At 61.4% G+C, this 15,320-nt stretch carries 11 protein-coding genes; 8 read left to right on the forward strand and 3 right to left on the reverse strand.

Translation table 11 applies throughout. From position 1 onward, the window contains the following. Positions 1-604 precede the first annotated feature (604 nt). Complete coding sequence (locus PHW69_02925) at positions 605-1,420, reverse strand: class I SAM-dependent methyltransferase (GenBank protein ID MDD4004141.1); 816 nt, start codon at positions 1,418-1,420, stop codon at positions 605-607. 144 nt (positions 1,421-1,564) lie between these two features. Between PHW69_02925 and asnB the strand changes: the two genes are divergently transcribed. Genes asnB through PHW69_02940 form a run of 3 tightly spaced genes read left to right on the forward strand, consistent with a single transcriptional unit; the run spans position 1,565 to position 6,647 of the window. Then, positions 1,565-3,439, forward strand: coding sequence for an asparagine synthase (glutamine-hydrolyzing) (gene asnB, locus PHW69_02930; GenBank protein ID MDD4004142.1), 1,875 nt, complete (start codon positions 1,565-1,567; stop codon positions 3,437-3,439). A gap of 11 nt (positions 3,440-3,450) precedes the next feature. Beyond that, a complete protein-coding gene (locus PHW69_02935) occupies positions 3,451-5,022 on the forward strand; it encodes a bifunctional UDP-sugar hydrolase/5'-nucleotidase (protein ID MDD4004143.1) in 1,572 nt (523 codons plus the stop codon). A 41-nt stretch (positions 5,023-5,063) separates the two neighbouring features. Beyond that, on the forward strand, positions 5,064-6,647 hold the full coding sequence (locus PHW69_02940) for a bifunctional UDP-sugar hydrolase/5'-nucleotidase (GenBank protein ID MDD4004144.1): 1,584 nt from the start codon (positions 5,064-5,066) through the stop codon (positions 6,645-6,647). A 102-nt stretch (positions 6,648-6,749) separates the two neighbouring features. Here the strand turns inward: PHW69_02940 and PHW69_02945 are convergent, their stop codons facing one another. Beyond that, positions 6,750-7,295 (reverse strand): hypothetical protein, encoded by a 546-nt coding sequence (locus PHW69_02945; protein MDD4004145.1) that lies wholly within the window; start codon positions 7,293-7,295, stop codon positions 6,750-6,752. 130 nt (positions 7,296-7,425) lie between these two features. Here PHW69_02945 and PHW69_02950 point away from each other — a divergent pair, with 130 nt between their 5' ends. From PHW69_02950 to mutL, 5 genes are all read left to right on the forward strand, one after another. Next, positions 7,426-7,830 carry a class I tRNA ligase family protein gene (locus PHW69_02950; GenBank protein MDD4004146.1) on the forward strand — a complete coding sequence of 135 codons (405 nt, stop codon included), beginning with the start codon at positions 7,426-7,428 and terminating at the stop codon, positions 7,828-7,830. Positions 7,831-7,840: 10 nt separating this feature from the next. Then, entirely contained in the window at positions 7,841-8,827 is a 987-nt protein-coding gene (locus PHW69_02955) for a hypothetical protein (GenBank protein ID MDD4004147.1), read from the forward strand. Next, positions 8,824-9,831, forward strand: coding sequence for a tRNA dihydrouridine synthase DusB (gene dusB, locus PHW69_02960; protein MDD4004148.1), 1,008 nt, complete (start codon positions 8,824-8,826; stop codon positions 9,829-9,831). The genes PHW69_02955 and dusB overlap by 4 nt, the downstream gene beginning before the upstream one ends. Before the next feature lie 114 nt (positions 9,832-9,945). Continuing rightward, entirely contained in the window at positions 9,946-12,507 is a 2,562-nt protein-coding gene (gene mutS, locus PHW69_02965; protein MDD4004149.1) for a DNA mismatch repair protein MutS, read from the forward strand. A 22-nt stretch (positions 12,508-12,529) separates the two neighbouring features. Then, the gene (mutL, locus tag PHW69_02970; GenBank protein MDD4004150.1) at positions 12,530-14,407 is read left to right on the forward strand and encodes a DNA mismatch repair endonuclease MutL; all 1,878 of its coding nucleotides are present in this window, start codon (positions 12,530-12,532) and stop codon (positions 14,405-14,407) included. A gap of 137 nt (positions 14,408-14,544) precedes the next feature. On the opposite strand, the gene PHW69_02975 is transcribed toward mutL, so the two are convergent. Continuing rightward, positions 14,545-15,231, reverse strand: coding sequence for a peptidylprolyl isomerase (locus PHW69_02975; GenBank protein ID MDD4004151.1), 687 nt, complete (start codon positions 15,229-15,231; stop codon positions 14,545-14,547). Positions 15,232-15,320 lie beyond the last annotated feature (89 nt).

Below are 15,320 nucleotides of genomic sequence, written 5' to 3' on the forward strand. Positions count from 1 at the left end.
GCCGGTAAAGCGTAATAACAACCGGCAGGCCAATGGCACAGCCGGGGGAGTTTCATTTTGTACGGGCAGTGTGAGGACGTGTGTATCGGCTCGGGCGGGGCAAACGACAGGCTGTGCCGAGCGAAACCGCCGCGCCGCAAGCCGGGCGCAAGGTATCGCGCCGCGGGTTTTCAGTATTCCGCTGTTTCCGAAAACATTGCCGATGGGCCATTGGCCCGGCAGGGCTATGCAACGCCGCGGTTGCGCAGGCGGCGGACGGTTGTCCGCCGCAAAGAAAGCTCCGGTTCCCGGGCAAGAAAAAACATTTGCCGGCGTGCCGCCGGCGCCGCCGGAGAAGGTTCAGCTGTTCCATTCGCGCCTGCGCCCGTGTTTGCGGGCGACGCCGGAACGGTTGTCGGCAGGTTCGCGTGACGGCGGACGGGGTATTTACAGGCCGGGCGGCATTTGCGCCGGGGTCTGATTCAAATAGAGCCGGTTGGTGTTTCGTGCTAAAAGCGCCGGTAAAATTGAGAGTCGAGCGATATGCCGTGCGGGTTTTACGGGGGTTAACGCCGGGGAACGCTTCCGGAGCAGCGCCGGACGCGGTTTTTCGGATAATGTTAAATCAGTGCTGCTGTTTCATGAACACGAATTCGTTGCAGCCGTGCCCGCCGCCGACCGTGCGCAGTGCGCGCAGCGCGAATCCGCGCGCATGGCAAAAGTCGAATATCTCTTCCGGTTTGGCGACCTCGAAGGGGTACCCGCCGGCCCAGTCAACGGCATCATGCCAGGCATGCATTCCGCGTTCGTGTTCCGGGGCGAGCGTGCGCGTGACCGCCCGTTTTATCGCTGTCAGCGTGTGAAACCGCGCGGCCACCAGCGCGGCCAGAGCCGGCCGAACGATGCGCGGCGCGGCGACATAGAGCCGTTTAAAGTTTTTCCACCGGGTGCTTCGCGCACCCTGATCGTTGTAAATGGCGATAAAAAGCAGGCCGTTGTTTTTCACTGCCGCCGCGGTGTTTTCGAGAGCGGAGCGCATGGCGCCGGTATGATGCAGCACGCCCCACGAATATACTATGTCAAACTGGCGGAGTGATTCGATGTACCCGCGGTCGAGCACGGAGCCCTGCCCGATTGTCCAGTTGCTGTCATCCGGCCGGAACCTGCCGCGCAGTTCAAGCGCGCAGGCGACGGACTGCGGATCGTAATCGAAAGAATGCACCGTCGCGCCCAGATTGCGGGCCGCCAGCGAAAACAAACCGCTGCCGCAGCCGATATCAAGGAAGGTTTTCCCGGCGAAAGAGTCCAGCCCGGTTTTTTCCAGCAGGCTGGCCTGAGCCTGACGGATCCGGGCGGGGTTAAGACATTCTATAAACCGGCGCCAGTTCGCGCCGAATGCAAAACGGATGTCGTTGCTTGAGTGGGGTGCCATGCCGCTCATTATACAATTTTCAGTCTTGCTGTCTAAATGTCCGAACCGGTTTGAACGGACGCGCTGTTTGAGCGAGCCGATCCGGGGCCGGGGTTTCCATAGTACCTCGGCGCGCGGAATATTTGTTATCATATACTCGCAGCGACCAGTGTTATGTGCGGAATTTGCGGAATTATTTCGTCTGATCTTGCCGTCTCGCCAGACCGGGTGAAGGCGCGTCTGTGCCGTATGCGCGGCGCGCTGGCCCACCGCGGTCCGGATGACGATGGCGAGTTTTTCAGCGGGCCAGCCGCGCTCGGATTCCGCAGGCTCTCCATTCTTGATCTTGAAAACGGGCATCAGCCCATGGTTTCGCCCTGCGGAAAATACGCTATTGTTTTCAACGGCGAGATTTACAACCATCTGGAGCTGAGGCCGGAACTGGAAGCGGCGGGTTTTCTGTTCCGCACGCACGCCGACACCGAAACCCTGCTCTGCGGGCTTATGCGCCACGGCGCGCCGTTCATCAGGCGGCTGAGCGGGATGTTCGCGTTCATGTTCTGGGACGAAACCGCCCGGCGCGTTATAATCTCGCGCGATCATGCGGGCATAAAGCCCTGCTATTACAGCGTTCAGACCGGCGAATTCGTTTTTTCCTCGGAACTGCGCTCATTGCTTGAAGGCGGGGTGAAAGCGGAATGGGACTATGCCGCCGTCGGCGATTACCTGCGGTTCGGGTTCGTCCATTCGCCAAGCACTGTTTTCAGAGGAATAAAAAAACTGCCGCCCGGGCATTACGCGGAGTTTGCGCTGCCCGCGCCCGGCTCGGCGATCGAGCCGCCGCAAATCGTAAAATACCATACCGTGACGCCGTGCGACGATGCCCGGGAGCCGGATTTTGACGGCGCCGTCAACGGACTGGATGCAATTTTGAACGCGAGCGTTAAGCGGCACCTGTTAAGCGACGTGCCGGTGGGGGCGTTCCTGTCGGGCGGGGTGGATTCGAGCGTGCTGGCCGCCATGATGGTGCGCCACGCGGGCGGGCGCGTAAAAACGTTTTCGATCGGTTTTACGGGCGCGCGGCGCGGCATGGACGAGTCGGCCCACGCGCTGGCGGTGGCCAGGCACATCGGTTCGCGGCATTATCCGCTTATGCTGGACGCGGGCGTGCTGGCCCGGATACCGGAACTGATGCGCGCGATGGACGAACCGATCGGAGATTCCGCGCTGCTGCCCACGCTTCTGCTCAGCGACTACGCGCGCAAAGAGGTAAAGGCCGTTCTGTCCGGCGAAGGAGCCGACGAGCTGTTCGGCGGGTACAACCGCTACAAGGCTGCCGCTCTGTCATATCGCGTGAACTCGCTGCCGGAGCCGGTGAAAGAGGCCGTGCGCTGGTATTTCAGCCGGTGGGGCAAAAACGGGTTTTTCAGGGCGGTTCCGTTTAAGGACAAAACGGCGTGGACCCGCGCGGCGGTCCATTCCGGCGACGCGCGGATAAAAGAGTTGCTCGCGCCGGAATTTGCGGCGCGGCTGGAATGCGAAACCGGCTGGATGAATGTGCTGGACGCGGCTTGCGGGGAAGGGTTTAACGGGGTCCTGCTGTCCGATTTAAGGACGGTGCTGGCCGACTGCCTGCTGATGAAGTCCGACAAGGCCACCATGGCCGCCGGCATTGAAGCGCGGGTGCCGTTCCTTGACCCGGCGGTGATTGAGTTTGCCTATAACCTGCCTCCGGGGTTCAAGATCCGGCGGTTCAAGAGCAAATGGATTCTGCGCGCGCTGGCCGGCCGCTATGTGCCGGAAAACATCGCGCTGCGCAGCAAGCACGGGTTCTGGGCGCCGTGGGAGGAGTGGATCGGTTCGGATCCCGCGGAACTGCATGCCGCGCTCGAAACGCCCGCGCTGGCGGAAATTTTCGACACGCGCAAATTCGGCTCGGATTTGCGCGACAAGGCCCGCGGCGGGCGAGGACATGACGCCGGGCTGATGTTTCGCGCCGGCATACTGGCTTTGTGGCGCGCCAGTTTGCGGACGCAGGCATTTTACTGACGGGAGGAAAGATGATTAACGGTAAATGGAGGAAACTGCCGGTTCTGTTCGCGGCGGTATTGCTGGCCGGCAATTGCGCGTTCGCAAAAACCGTGGTGCTTTACCATACCGGCGATGTGCACGGCTGGTATGCGGCCCGGCCGGCCAGATGGGACATCAAAAATGCCAGCCGCATGATTGGCGGGTTCGCCGCGCTCGCGGCAAAAGCCGGACAGGAAAAGGATAAGGTGATATTTCTTGATTCCGGCGACATATTCCAGGGCACGCCCGAGGGAAACCTGACCCGCGGACAGGCTTCGATAACGCTGATGAACCTGCTGGGCTATTCCGCGCTCGCGCTGGGCAACCATGAGTTCGATTACGGGCAGGAACCGCTGAAAAAAGCGCTGGCGCAAGCGAAATTCCCGGCGCTGTCGTGCAATATGTATCTCCGGGCGGACGGAACCAGGGTGCCCTATGTGAAGCCCTACACCGTGCTTGATGTCGGAGGCGCGAAGATCGGAGTCATAGGGGCGACGATCGAGGAAACCGCCGTAGCCACCATGCCGGCGAATGTGGAGGATATCGAGTTCCGCAACCGCGCGGAAGAAGTGAAGAAAGCGGTTGCCGAGCTGAAAAAACAGGGCGTGGAAAATATTATAGTGCTTACGCACGGCGGCGTATGCGGCAAGTGCACGGGCCGGCTGGTGGATTCGCAGGATATAAAGTTTTCCGAATGGGACGAAACGGAAGGGAATCTTTCCATCGCGCGCGCTTGCCGCGGCGCCATAGCGCTGGTGCTGGGCGGACATACTCACGCGGGCTTGAAAAACGGTTATTACGATGCCGTGTCCGGCACATGGTTCGCAGAGGGGTACAATTACCTGTCTTATGTGGACCGGATCGAGCTCGATATTGACGACAACACCGGCCGGATGAAAGTGAGCAAAGTGGAGCTTGAACCGCTCTGGGCGGAGAAGGAGGACGGGAAAGTGCTGGCCGCGCTCAAACCCATACAGGACAGCATAGCCCTGGAAATGGACCGCCCGATCGGCGAAACGAAAGACAATCTGGTTTCGCTCGGTGTCCGGTTCGATTCTCCGCTGGGGAACTGGTCGGCCGATGCGATCCGCGATGCGGGCAACGCGGAAATAGGGTTCCATAATTCGCACGGCATCCGCGCCGATATCATGGCCGGCACCATAACTTACCGGTCCGTTTATCAGGCTTTCCCGTTTGAAAACACGCTTGTCACGATGGAACTGACCGGCGAGCAGATCGCGCGGGTGATGAAGGATAATCTCAGCCATGTCGGCAGCGGCATGCAGGTGTCCGGGCTTACTGTCGTTTACTCCACCGACGAGCGCGGCAATGTGGACGAACTGGTGCTTGACGTGAACGGTTCGCCGCTCAGGCCCGGCGCGGTTTATCGCGTCGCGACAAATAATTATCTGGCCGGCGGCGGCAGCGGCGGGATGGTGTTCAAGGAAGGCCGCAATATGGTGGATACCGGCATTTCCATTCGGGATTACATCATTGACCGTATAAAAAAGGAAACTCCGGTGAGCGAGCCGGAGTCTGGACGGATCAGGCGGGTTGATTAACCGGGCCGGCCGCGGCGCCGGCGGGGGATTGCGGAAAGAAGGTGAATCTTACGGTCATAAGAACAATTGTTGCCATGTTCCGGCGCGCGGCTGGCGGATTGCGTGCCGGAGCGTGGCTGTTTGTGGCGGCGGCTATGGTTCCGCTGCTGCCGGCCGGCTGCAGCAATAACGCTGAAATAGTCATTTACCATACCGCCGACGTGCATGGCGCCTATTGGCCGCGCACTCTGCCCGGAGGCGACAGGCAGGGTGGCGGCTATGCGGTGCTGAAAAGCCTGCTCGACGCTGAAAAGGCGCCGTATCTGCTGCTGGGCGGAGGCGATTGGTTCATGGGCACGCCGGAAGGGCAGTTCTCGCACAAAACGTCGGCCGTATGGCTGATGAACGATGTGGGGTATACGGCCGCCTGTCCGGGCGGGATGGATTTTGCGGAGGGCTGGTCGGATCTGGCCGAGATGCTTAAACAGGCCCGGTTTCAGGCGCTCGGCGCGAATGTCTATTCCGCGAAAACCGGCCGGCGGGTCGAGTTTTTAAGCCCGTATATGATTCGTGATTACGCCGGCCTGAAAATAGGGATTTTCGGGCTGGTGGGCACGGACGTGTACAAAACGGTTCCGGCGCGCAGTCTTGGCGGGCTGCGAATAACCGATCCAATCGAAGAAGCCGCCCGGGTGGTTCCCGAACTGCGCAAAAAAGGCTGCAAACTTGTTATAGCTGTTACGCATATAGGCCTGAATTCCTACGGCCAGTCCGAAAACGCGGATGACGCGGCGCTGGCCGCGCGCGTGCCGGGGATAAGCGTCATTTTAGGCGGCAATTCGCATATCGAAACGGAACACCCGGTGAAAATAGGGGAAACTTACATAGTGCATTCCGGGGCCATGCTTGCCAAGGTGGGCCGGCTGAGCCTGGGCATCAATTCCTATACCGGCCGGATAACGCGGTTCCGCTACCGGCTGATACCGCTGGAAAGCGACCGGTACGGAGAGGATGAAAAAATCAAGGCGCGGCTGGCGGAAATACGCGCCGGCGTTGACAAGCTGCTTGACCGCGCGATCGGGCGGAGCCGTGAAGAACTGACCCATTCCGGCGGCGGCGAAACTCCGCTGGGCGACTGGATGACCGACTGTTTCAGCCGCTGGCTCAAAACCGACGCCGCGCTCCTTAATTATTCCGCGTTGCGCAACGCCATGCCGGCCGGCCGGGTGACCGAGCGCGTGCTGTATGACATTTACCCCTATAACGACCAGATGATGCTTATCAAATTGCGCGGCGAGGATCTGCGCGCGGTGCTGGAAGCCGGGCTTTCCAGCCCGGATGGCCGGCTGCAGATTTCCGGCATTACCGTTTATTATAATCCGGCCGGGCTGGCCGGCGGCAAAATAACGCGGGTGCTGGTAGGCGGCAAGCCGCTGGACGACTGTAAAACATATCATCTGGCCGCCACCGACAATATGATGGCGGGCGGCAGCGGGTATGGCGGGCTGGGCCGCGCGGTGGAGTTTTCCAATACCCGCGAACTGGCGCGGGAACGGGCGGCCTGGTGTTTTTATACCCGCCAGCTGGCGACTGCGCCCGAGGGCGGCCGCTGGATAGAGCAGCAGCCGCAGACAGAGCCCGACTGACGGTTATCTGGCCGGCGGCGTTAAATCCGCGCGAAGCGGCCTGCCTGCTGTTTTAAACAGGCCGGCCGGAATTGGCGTCAGCGCCGCCCGGGTGGAAGCTGATTATTTGGTCCGGCGGGTCTGCATGAACATGGTTTCCGGCGCGTTGAGGAAATCCGTTCTGCGCGGCACCCGGGAAATGCGGGTTGCCATGTTAAGCGCTTTGGTCAGCAGGCCGAGCCCGCATAACATCAGCGCGGCGCCCGCCGCGAAAAAGCTCAGCGGAAACAGCAGAGTCGCCGAAAACGTTTTTTCAATGAAGATTTCCGGCGCGGCCGGCCGGTAGTAGACGGGAAAAGTGACTTTGTCAGGCATGCTTGAGAATTTTGAAACAGAAATGAACCGGTATTTTTGCCCGTTGCCGGCCGAAAATTCAACGATCGGGATATAGACCTGCTGCTTGACGAATTCACCCAGAACGGTTTTGTAAAGCGTATAGCTGCGTGTATCTATGCTGCGGCCCACCGAGGTGGAAGCCGAAGAAATGAACGCGATCCGCTTTGCCAGCAGCGGGAGCGAAAGCACGCAGACCGTCCCGCCCCACAGAAGACAGAGTATTCCGGCGGTGCAAAGCATGTCTATCCAGCGTTTGGGATCGCGCAGGCGCATATATAGATTATAGCTAAAACCCGGCGGCCCGGCGCAAAATCCTTCGGCGCGGCGGCCGCGCCGGCCGAAGCGCCGTTGAAAGGTAAAGATTTTGTATAATAAAATAGCTCAGTATATTCAGGGAGGATCAATGATTCAGGTGTCAGTCAAATGTCCCAAATGCGGTCACTCGCTTATGGAGCGCGGCCACAAACTGGACGGGAAACCGTCCATAAAGGTTGATTTCTCCTATTCCACGAAGAAAGGCGCGCTTTATCTGAGCTCGCTTTACGGCAGTTACGCCATAGAAATGCCTTTTGAAATGCCAGAGCACAAGGTGGCGGCGTTCCGCTGCCCGCATTGCCGGGAAGATCTGAAGAGTTCCCGCAAGTGCGATGTCTGTGGCGCGCACATGGTGGCGTTCGATCTGAAACAGGGCGGCCAGGTGCAGATCTGCTCGCGCAAGGGTTGCCGGAAACATGTGTTCGAATTTTCCGACTTCGAAACCGAACTTGAAGCGTTTTACAAGGCATACGCGACCCAGCTGGATGCCTGAGGCGGTTTAAATGACAAACGGCAACCCCCAGTTTCCGAATAATTCTTTTGATCCGGCCGGTTCGCAGAACCGGCAACCTGGGCAGGCGCCGGAACCCGCGCGCAAAGAGGTGCCGCCGGATCTGGCGCGGTTTTATATGCCGCGTCAGCCGCAACAGGCTCAGCCGGCCGCGGAAGCCGCCGAGCCTGATCAGCCGGATCAGCCGGCGCGGGAATCGCAGGCGCTGACCGCGCCGCAGCCGGGGCGCTGGCGGCGTATCAGAACAAGGTTTCTGCAGATTACGGCGGTGCTGGCGGCTGCGGTCATTGGCATCTGGATGTTTTTTTCGTCCGTCGTCAAGCGGCAGAATGAAAAGAGCACGGATATTTATAAAGACCAGGCGCTCAAGAAATTCCTTGATAACCGCGGGAAAGCGCCGGATCCGCTGGCGTTGCAGGCCAAGTCCGACAAAAAAATCTCTACGGGCGCTTTCACCATTGTTGATAACCGCGCGAAGACTTTCAAGCCGCGGGTGGAGCGCGCGCTGGAGATGATCTGGCGGGCGGACAGGACCGTGTTTTTTGCCCTCAAACGGTATGTGTATGTTATCCGCATGGGCGACGTGACCGATTTCAAAATGGAGAACGGCGTGCCCACGATAGTGATGACCGGGCGGACGGCTTTCCGGTCCGAAACCTGGTGCGCCGGCGCGATCGCCCATCAGCTGTTCGTGGCGATGAATTATGTCGCGCAGCAGCGCGAGCAGAAGCGCAAAACGCTGCCCGCCGGGCTGGCGCCGGCGGCGCCTTCGGCGGATGAAGCTGTCGCCATACCGGTTGACTACAGCGACCTGGACTCGATAGAATTTTTCGAAAAGAAAGCCGACGCGTTCCAGTATAAAATCATGCTGGCGATCGACGCGCCGGGCAACGAGCTTAACGCGATCCGCAATCGCGCCCCGCATGATTATTCCTATACGCATGATGGGATCTATCAGCCCGGCCAGATCGGGAAATGACGCCGTTTGCGCGCCCGCTGTCTGTCGGCGGAGTTAAACTTTCAAACAATCTGTCTCTCGCGCCGATGGCGGGGATCACCGATTCCCCGTTCCGGCGCGTTTGTCTGCGCGGCGGCGCCGGGCTCGTCTGCGCCGAGATGGTATCGGCGCGCGGCGTGCTGCATGAAAACGCCAGAACGCAGGCGATGCTGGGTTTCCCGCCCGACGAACACCCCGTTTCGCTGCAGATTTTCGGCTGCGACGCGGAGGCCCTCGTGTCCGCCGCTCGCGCCGCGCAGGAAAGCGGCGCGGACATTGTGGACATCAATGCCGGCTGTCCGGTGAAAAAAATTGTTAAGGCCGGGTGCGGCAGCGCGCTGATGCGCGACGAACGCCTGTTCGCCGCGCTGCTTGCGGCGGCGGTTCGCTCCGTTTCCATTCCGGTGACCATAAAATTCCGCACGGGCCTGCGGGCTGGCGAGCGCATTGGCGCCCGGCTCGCCAGAATAGCCGAAGAAAACGGCGCGTCCGCGGTTACGGTTCATGCGCGTCCCGCGGCGGCTTTTCACGCCGGCCCGGTTGATCTTGAGGGGCTGGCTGCGGTCTGCGCCGCCGTGAAAATCCCCGTAATCGGCAACGGCGGAGTGCGGACCTGCGCCCACGCCCGCGCCATGTTCGGGTGCGGCTGCGCGGGCGTTATGATCGGGCGCGGCGCGGTCGGCAATCCGTTTATTTTCAGAAGCCTCGCCGCGGAGCTTGAGGGCGGGCCGGTTTTCGAACCTTCCGCCGCAGAACGGCTGGCGGGGTTTTGCGAACTGCTGGAACTGAACGCCGCCCGCTACGGCGAGCGGGCGGGACTTGTGCGCGCGAGAAAGGTGGCCGGTTACTGGATTCGCGGTTTTGACGGCGCGGCCGCCGCCCGCGGCGCGTTTGTGCGGCTGGAGAGCATGTCGGAGGCGGCGCGGCTGTTTTCCTCCTGCCTGACCGGCGCGTGGCCGGATAAGCAACCGCCGCCCGGATTCTGACGCGCGGCTGAATGCGCGGGCTGCCGGGTCGTTTTAAACACCGTTGCGCCGGGGATTGCGCACGCGTTTCGCACGCGCAATGTAAACATATAAATTTGCTAGAATAATCCTGCCATGACCCAGACAAAAACAGATACGCCTTTAATGCAGCAGTACCGCGCCGTGAAAGCGGCCTATCCCCACGCCATTCTGTTTTTCCGGCTGGGTGATTTTTATGAAATGTTCGGCGAGGACGCAAAAACAGCCAGCCGCGCGCTGGGGCTGGTGCTTACCGCGCGCCAGGGCGAGCCGATGTGCGGGATCCCTTTTCACAGTTCGACCGGCTATATAGCGAAGCTGATCAAGGCCGGGCACAAAGTGGCGGTCTGCGAGCAGACCGAAGACGCCGGACAGGGCAGGAAACTGGTGCGCCGCGAAGTGGTGCGCCTGATAACGCCCGGCACCGTGCTGGAGGACGAACTGCTCGACGCCAAAACCGCCAACTACATGATCTGTCTGGAAACCGAGCTTAACGGCTGGGGCGCGGCCTGCGTGGAGGTTTCGACCGGCGAGTTCTGGGGCACGCAGAAAATGAACGATCCCGCCTACCGCGGGCTGGCTTCGTTTCTGGCGCGGCTGGCTCCGGCGGAGATCATCGCTTCCGGCAAAACCGCCGCCAGACTGGGCGCGGCGGGCGTGCTGCCGCACACGGCGGCGCTCACCGTTTACGACCGGCCGGCCGCGCAGCTCGCGCCGGGCGAAGGCTGGCCGGCCCGCGACATATGGGCGAACCGCCAGCTTGCCCTGAAAGCCGCGCTGGGCGCGGCGGCTTACGTGGAGGAGAACGAGCCGCATCTCAAAGGCCGGCTTGCGCCGGTTTTTAAAGAAACCGCGGACACTCTGGAACTGGATGAAAATGCGATACGCACGCTTGAACTTGTCGCGTCCGACTGCGGGCGCGCGCAGAGCCTGTGGGGCGCGCTGGACCGGTGCGTTACGCCGATGGGGTCGCGCACCTTGCGGGAGTGGCTTCTGCATCCTCTGGCGGACATAACGGCGATAAAGAAACGCCAGAAAACCGTCGCCGGGTTTGTGGCGGGACCGGAGGAGCGCGCTGAACTGGCGGCGGTGCTGGAAAATATTTCCGATATCGAGCGGGTGCTGGGGCGGCTGGCGGCCGCTTCTGCCACGCCGCGCGACGTGGCGGGGTTGCGCCGTTCGCTTGCGGGGCTGGAAGAATTCAAGAAGTGGTTCGAGCGGTCTTCGTGCGTGGGCCTGGAAACGCTGCGCCGGTTTGAGGATGTGTATCCCGCGCTTGCCAAAACCGCGCTGCTTCTGGAACGTGCGATAGTCGAGGCGCCGCCAGCTAAAATATCCGACGGCGGCGTTATGGCCGACGGGTACCACCCGGAACTTGACGAACTGCGCGCGCTGCGCCGCGACGGCGGCGCCCGGCTCCGTGATTTTGAGGCGCGCGAGCGGGAACGCGCCAAAATTCCTTCGCTGAAAGTGGGGTATAATTCGGTTTTCGGCTATTATATCGAAATCACCCGGGCCAATCAGGACAAGGCTCCGCAGGACTATATCCGCAAGCAGACTCTGGCCAACTGCGAGCGTTACATTAACGAAGAGCTAAAGGACATGGAGGCGCGCATTCTGGGCGCCGAGGACCGGATTCTGCGGCTGGAGAGCGAACTGTTCGTCCGCCTGCGGGAGGAGCTGGCCGGTACGGATCGCGAGCTCAGGGTTTTCGCGCGCATCGCGGCGGAACTGGACGTGTATTATGCGTTTGCGGTTGTCGCGGCGGAGAACGGCTATGTGTGCCCGGAAGTTGATCTGTCGTGCGATCTCGAAATCGAGGCGGGGCGGCATCCGGTGGTGGAACGCAATCTGCCGCCGGGCACGTTCGTGCCGAACAATCTTTATATAAATGACCGGGATCCCCAGATCATGGTCATCACCGGCCCCAACATGAGCGGCAAAAGCGTTTACCTGCGGCAGGGCGCGGTGCTGGTCATCATGGCGCAGGCGGGCGGGTTCGTGCCGGCGAAACGCGCGCGCATCGGGCTGGTGGACCGCATCATGACGCGAATCGGCGCGCATGACGCGCTCGCGCGCGGCGAAAGCACTTTCATGGTGGAAATGAAGGAAACCGCCAGTATTCTGGCGTCGTTTTCGCGCCGCAGCCTTATCCTGCTGGACGAAATCGGGCGCGGCACCTCCACTTTCGACGGCATTTCGATCGCCTGGGCGGTGCTCGAGCATCTGCGCAACCCGGAAGGCGGGCCGAAAGTGCTGTTCGCCACGCATTATTTCGAGCTGACCGACCTGGAGGAGAAATATCCCGGCGTCGCGAACCATAACGTCGCCGTGCGGGAATGGCAGAACGCCGCCGGGCGCGACGAGGTGATTTTTCTGCATAAAATCGAAAAAGGCCCGGCCGACAAATCCTACGGCATTCACGTCGCCGGGCTGGCGGGCCTGCCCGCGTCATGCATACTGCGCGCCGGGCGGATACTGGAAACCCTGGAAACCAGGAGCGAGCTGGTTACGGAAAAGCAGAAAGCGGCGCCCAGGCTGCCGCTTTTCGCCAGCCATCCGGTTCTTGACGAATTGCGGCTGGTGGTGCCGGAAAAACTCAGCCCGTTTGAGGCGCTGGGGCTGATACACCAGTGGAAGAAACAGCTGGAAAACTGATCGCGCAATACGGAGCGTGTTTATGGCGGAGATAAAACAGCTCAGTCCGCAGGATATCAGCAAGATAGCCGCGGGCGAGGTGATTGAACGGCCCGCGTCGGTGCTTAAGGAGCTGCTGGAAAACGCGGTGGACGCGGGCGCGCGCACTGTGCGTGTGGAATTTGAGGGCGCGGGGTCCGGGCTGCTGCGCGTAACCGACGACGGCTGCGGCATGTCGCCCCGGAATCTGCGCGCAGCCTGCCGGCGGCACACGACCAGCAAAATAACCGCTTTCTCCGATCTGGATTCGCTGGCCACGTTCGGGTTCCGGGGCGAGGCGCTGTTTTCGATAGCGGCGGTGTCGCGGCTGGAACTGTCGTCCTGCACGCATGAGCCGGGCGCGGCGGGTGTCAGGCTGGAACTGGAGGGCGGACGGACCGTGTCCGAGTCGCCCGCGCCGCCGGTGCCGGGCACTGCCGTTTCGGTGCGGGATCTGTTTTTCAACACGCCGGCCCGGCTGAAATTTCTCAAAAGCCCCGCCACCGAGCGGGCGCACCTGCTGAGGGTGGCGGAAGAATGCGCGCTGGCCAATCCCGGCGTAAGTTTTCATGTCTACGCGGAAAAAAAACGGGTCTACGCGCTGGCGGCCGGCCCGGTCGCGGCGCAGGGGATACTGGCGCGCGCGCGTGAAATCATGGGCTCCGCCGCGGACGGATTCCTGCACGCCGGTTCTCCGCAGGACGGGATAACGGTTTTTCTTAGCGCGCCCGGCGGCATGGTTGCGCGCCGTGATCTGCAGTTCTTTTTTGTCAACCGGCGGCCGGTGTCGGCCAAGACGCTGTCGCAGGCGCTTTACAAGGCGTATGAGGGCCGGCGCGACAACGCGAAACATCCGGCCTGCGTGATTTTTCTGGAGCTGGATCCGGCTTCGTTTGACGTAAACGTGCATCCGCAGAAAAAAGAGGTGCGGTTTCGGGATGAAAGCGCGGTGTTCTCCGCGGTCTACCAGACCGCGGGCAAAGCGCTGCTCGCCGCGCTGGCGGAAGGAACTCAGCAGGCGGCGGTGCGCGAGCCGGAGGAGCCGGAGGGTTATTTTGTAAAACCGCCGGACAGGTCTGGCCGGCCGGACAGAAGCGGCCAGGCCGGGCCGGAGTCCGGGAGCGCGCCGAAACCGCCGGAGCGGGAACTGCCGGGCGCGCCCCGCGAAACAGTTTCGGACAACGGGTTTGAACCGGCTTTTTTTGAGCCGTACAGAAAATCGGGATCCGCCAACGACATTATTAAAGCCGCATCCGGCGCGGACGCGCAATGGGACAGAACCGCCGCCGACCCCGCCTGGTGGGCTCCGCCGTACCGGTTTCTTGGCCAGCTGGACCGGAGTTATCTGCTGTTTGAATGCGCGGCCGGACTGATGATCATGGATCAGCATGCCGCGCAGGAACGCGTGCTGTTTGAACAGTATCTCGCCCAGTTCGAGCGGGGCCGGCTTGCCGTGCAGCGGCTGATGCTGGCGGTTAACATAGAAATGCCGGCCAGCGCGGTGGAAAACCTCATGCGGTGGAAAGACTGGCTTGCCACGGCGGGTTTTGAGCTGGAGCGGTCAGGCCCGAAAACCGTGCTGGCGCATTCCGCGCCGGGTATTTTCGAGCTGGATGACGCCGGCATAACCGCATTCATTGAATCGGCCGCAGAAATGCTCGGCGATCCGGTAAAATGCGCGGAAAAGGTGCGGCGCGAACTGGTCGCCATGACGGCCTGCAAACGCGCCGTCAAGGCGCATGACCGGCTGGGCGAAAGCGAAGCGCTGCGGCTGCTGCGTGATCTGAAACGTTGTGAAAACGGGCTCAACTGTCCGCATGGGCGGCCCACCATCACAGTGCAGCCCGTAGCGGAGCTGGCCCGCCGTTTCCGCCGGGGCTGAACGGGCGCTCCTCCCGCGGCGGGTGCCCGCGGCTGCGCGTGAAAAAGAAGAAAGGCCGGACACAAGCGGTTTTCATGAAAGGCATGCACAACGGCCCCGGACCTTGCGGTTCCGGGGCCGTCGGTTTGCAGCGGCGTTCAGGGCTGCGGAATTTTTACGATTTCAACTTTTTCGATTTTGACCGGATTGACCGCGATGCCGCCCTGCGCGGGCACGCGGGCGATGGCGGACACCACGTCCATCCCGTCAACAACTTCTCCGAAGATGGTGTGCCGGTTGTTGAGGTGTGCCGGGAAGCCGTCAACGCCGGGCCGGTCGGTTATGAAAAACTGGCTGCCGTTGGTGTCGGGCCCGGAGTTGGCCATGGCGAGGATGCCGGGCTTGTCGAACGAAAGCCCGTTATTGAACTCGTCTTTGAACTTGTAGCCGGGCCCGCCGGTGCAGTTGTTGAGCGGATCGCCGCCCTGGATCATGAAGTTGGGGATCACGCGCATGAAGGTCAGTCCGTCATAAAAACGGGATTTCTTCTTCTGGCCGGTGGCGGGATCGGTCCATTCTTTCTCGCCGTTGGCGAGCGCGGTGAAGTTTTCCACTGTCAGCGGGGCCTTGTCGCGGAACAGCTGCGCGACGATGCGGCCTTTCTCGGTCTGGAACACGGCGTATTCTCCGGGCTTGAGGCCCAGTTCCGTTACGGCTTTTTCGGGGTTTGTAGGCATTGTGGATTCCTGTACTTTCTCCGGCGCGGGCGCGGCGACAGGCTCCTGCTTTTGGGTGCAGGCGCCGGCCATTAACACGCAGGCTGAAAGCGCGAATAATTTTTTCATTTTCTGCTCCTTGCTGGCTTCGTCCGGCGCGGCTGTTTCCGGCCGCGCCGGCCTGAAGTTGTTGAGTGCTCTGCTAAGATACTATAATA

It is taken from the genome of Elusimicrobiaceae bacterium (genome assembly GCA_028700325.1).
Classification (GTDB): domain Bacteria; phylum Elusimicrobiota; class Elusimicrobia; order Elusimicrobiales; family Elusimicrobiaceae; genus JAQVSV01.

Excerpts from the sequence above, each read along its gene's own strand:
- PHW69_02955 (MDD4004147.1), top strand. The coding sequence starts at position 7,841 with ATGACAAACGGCAACCCCCAGTTTCCGAATAATTCTTTTGATCCGGCC.
- mutS (MDD4004149.1), top strand. The coding sequence starts at position 9,946 with ATGACCCAGACAAAAACAGATACGCCTTTAATGCAGCAGTACCGCGCC.
- dusB (MDD4004148.1), top strand. The coding sequence starts at position 8,824 with ATGACGCCGTTTGCGCGCCCGCTGTCTGTCGGCGGAGTTAAACTTTCA.
- PHW69_02925 (MDD4004141.1), bottom strand. The coding sequence starts at position 1,420 with ATGAGCGGCATGGCACCCCACTCAAGCAACGACATCCGTTTTGCATTC.
- PHW69_02975 (MDD4004151.1), bottom strand. The coding sequence starts at position 15,231 with ATGAAAAAATTATTCGCGCTTTCAGCCTGCGTGTTAATGGCCGGCGCC.
- asnB (MDD4004142.1), top strand. The coding sequence starts at position 1,565 with ATGTGCGGAATTTGCGGAATTATTTCGTCTGATCTTGCCGTCTCGCCA.
- PHW69_02945 (MDD4004145.1), bottom strand. The coding sequence starts at position 7,295 with ATGCGCCTGCGCGATCCCAAACGCTGGATAGACATGCTTTGCACCGCC.
- PHW69_02935 (MDD4004143.1), top strand. The coding sequence starts at position 3,451 with ATGATTAACGGTAAATGGAGGAAACTGCCGGTTCTGTTCGCGGCGGTA.
- mutL (MDD4004150.1), top strand. The coding sequence starts at position 12,530 with ATGGCGGAGATAAAACAGCTCAGTCCGCAGGATATCAGCAAGATAGCC.
- PHW69_02950 (MDD4004146.1), top strand. The coding sequence starts at position 7,426 with ATGATTCAGGTGTCAGTCAAATGTCCCAAATGCGGTCACTCGCTTATG.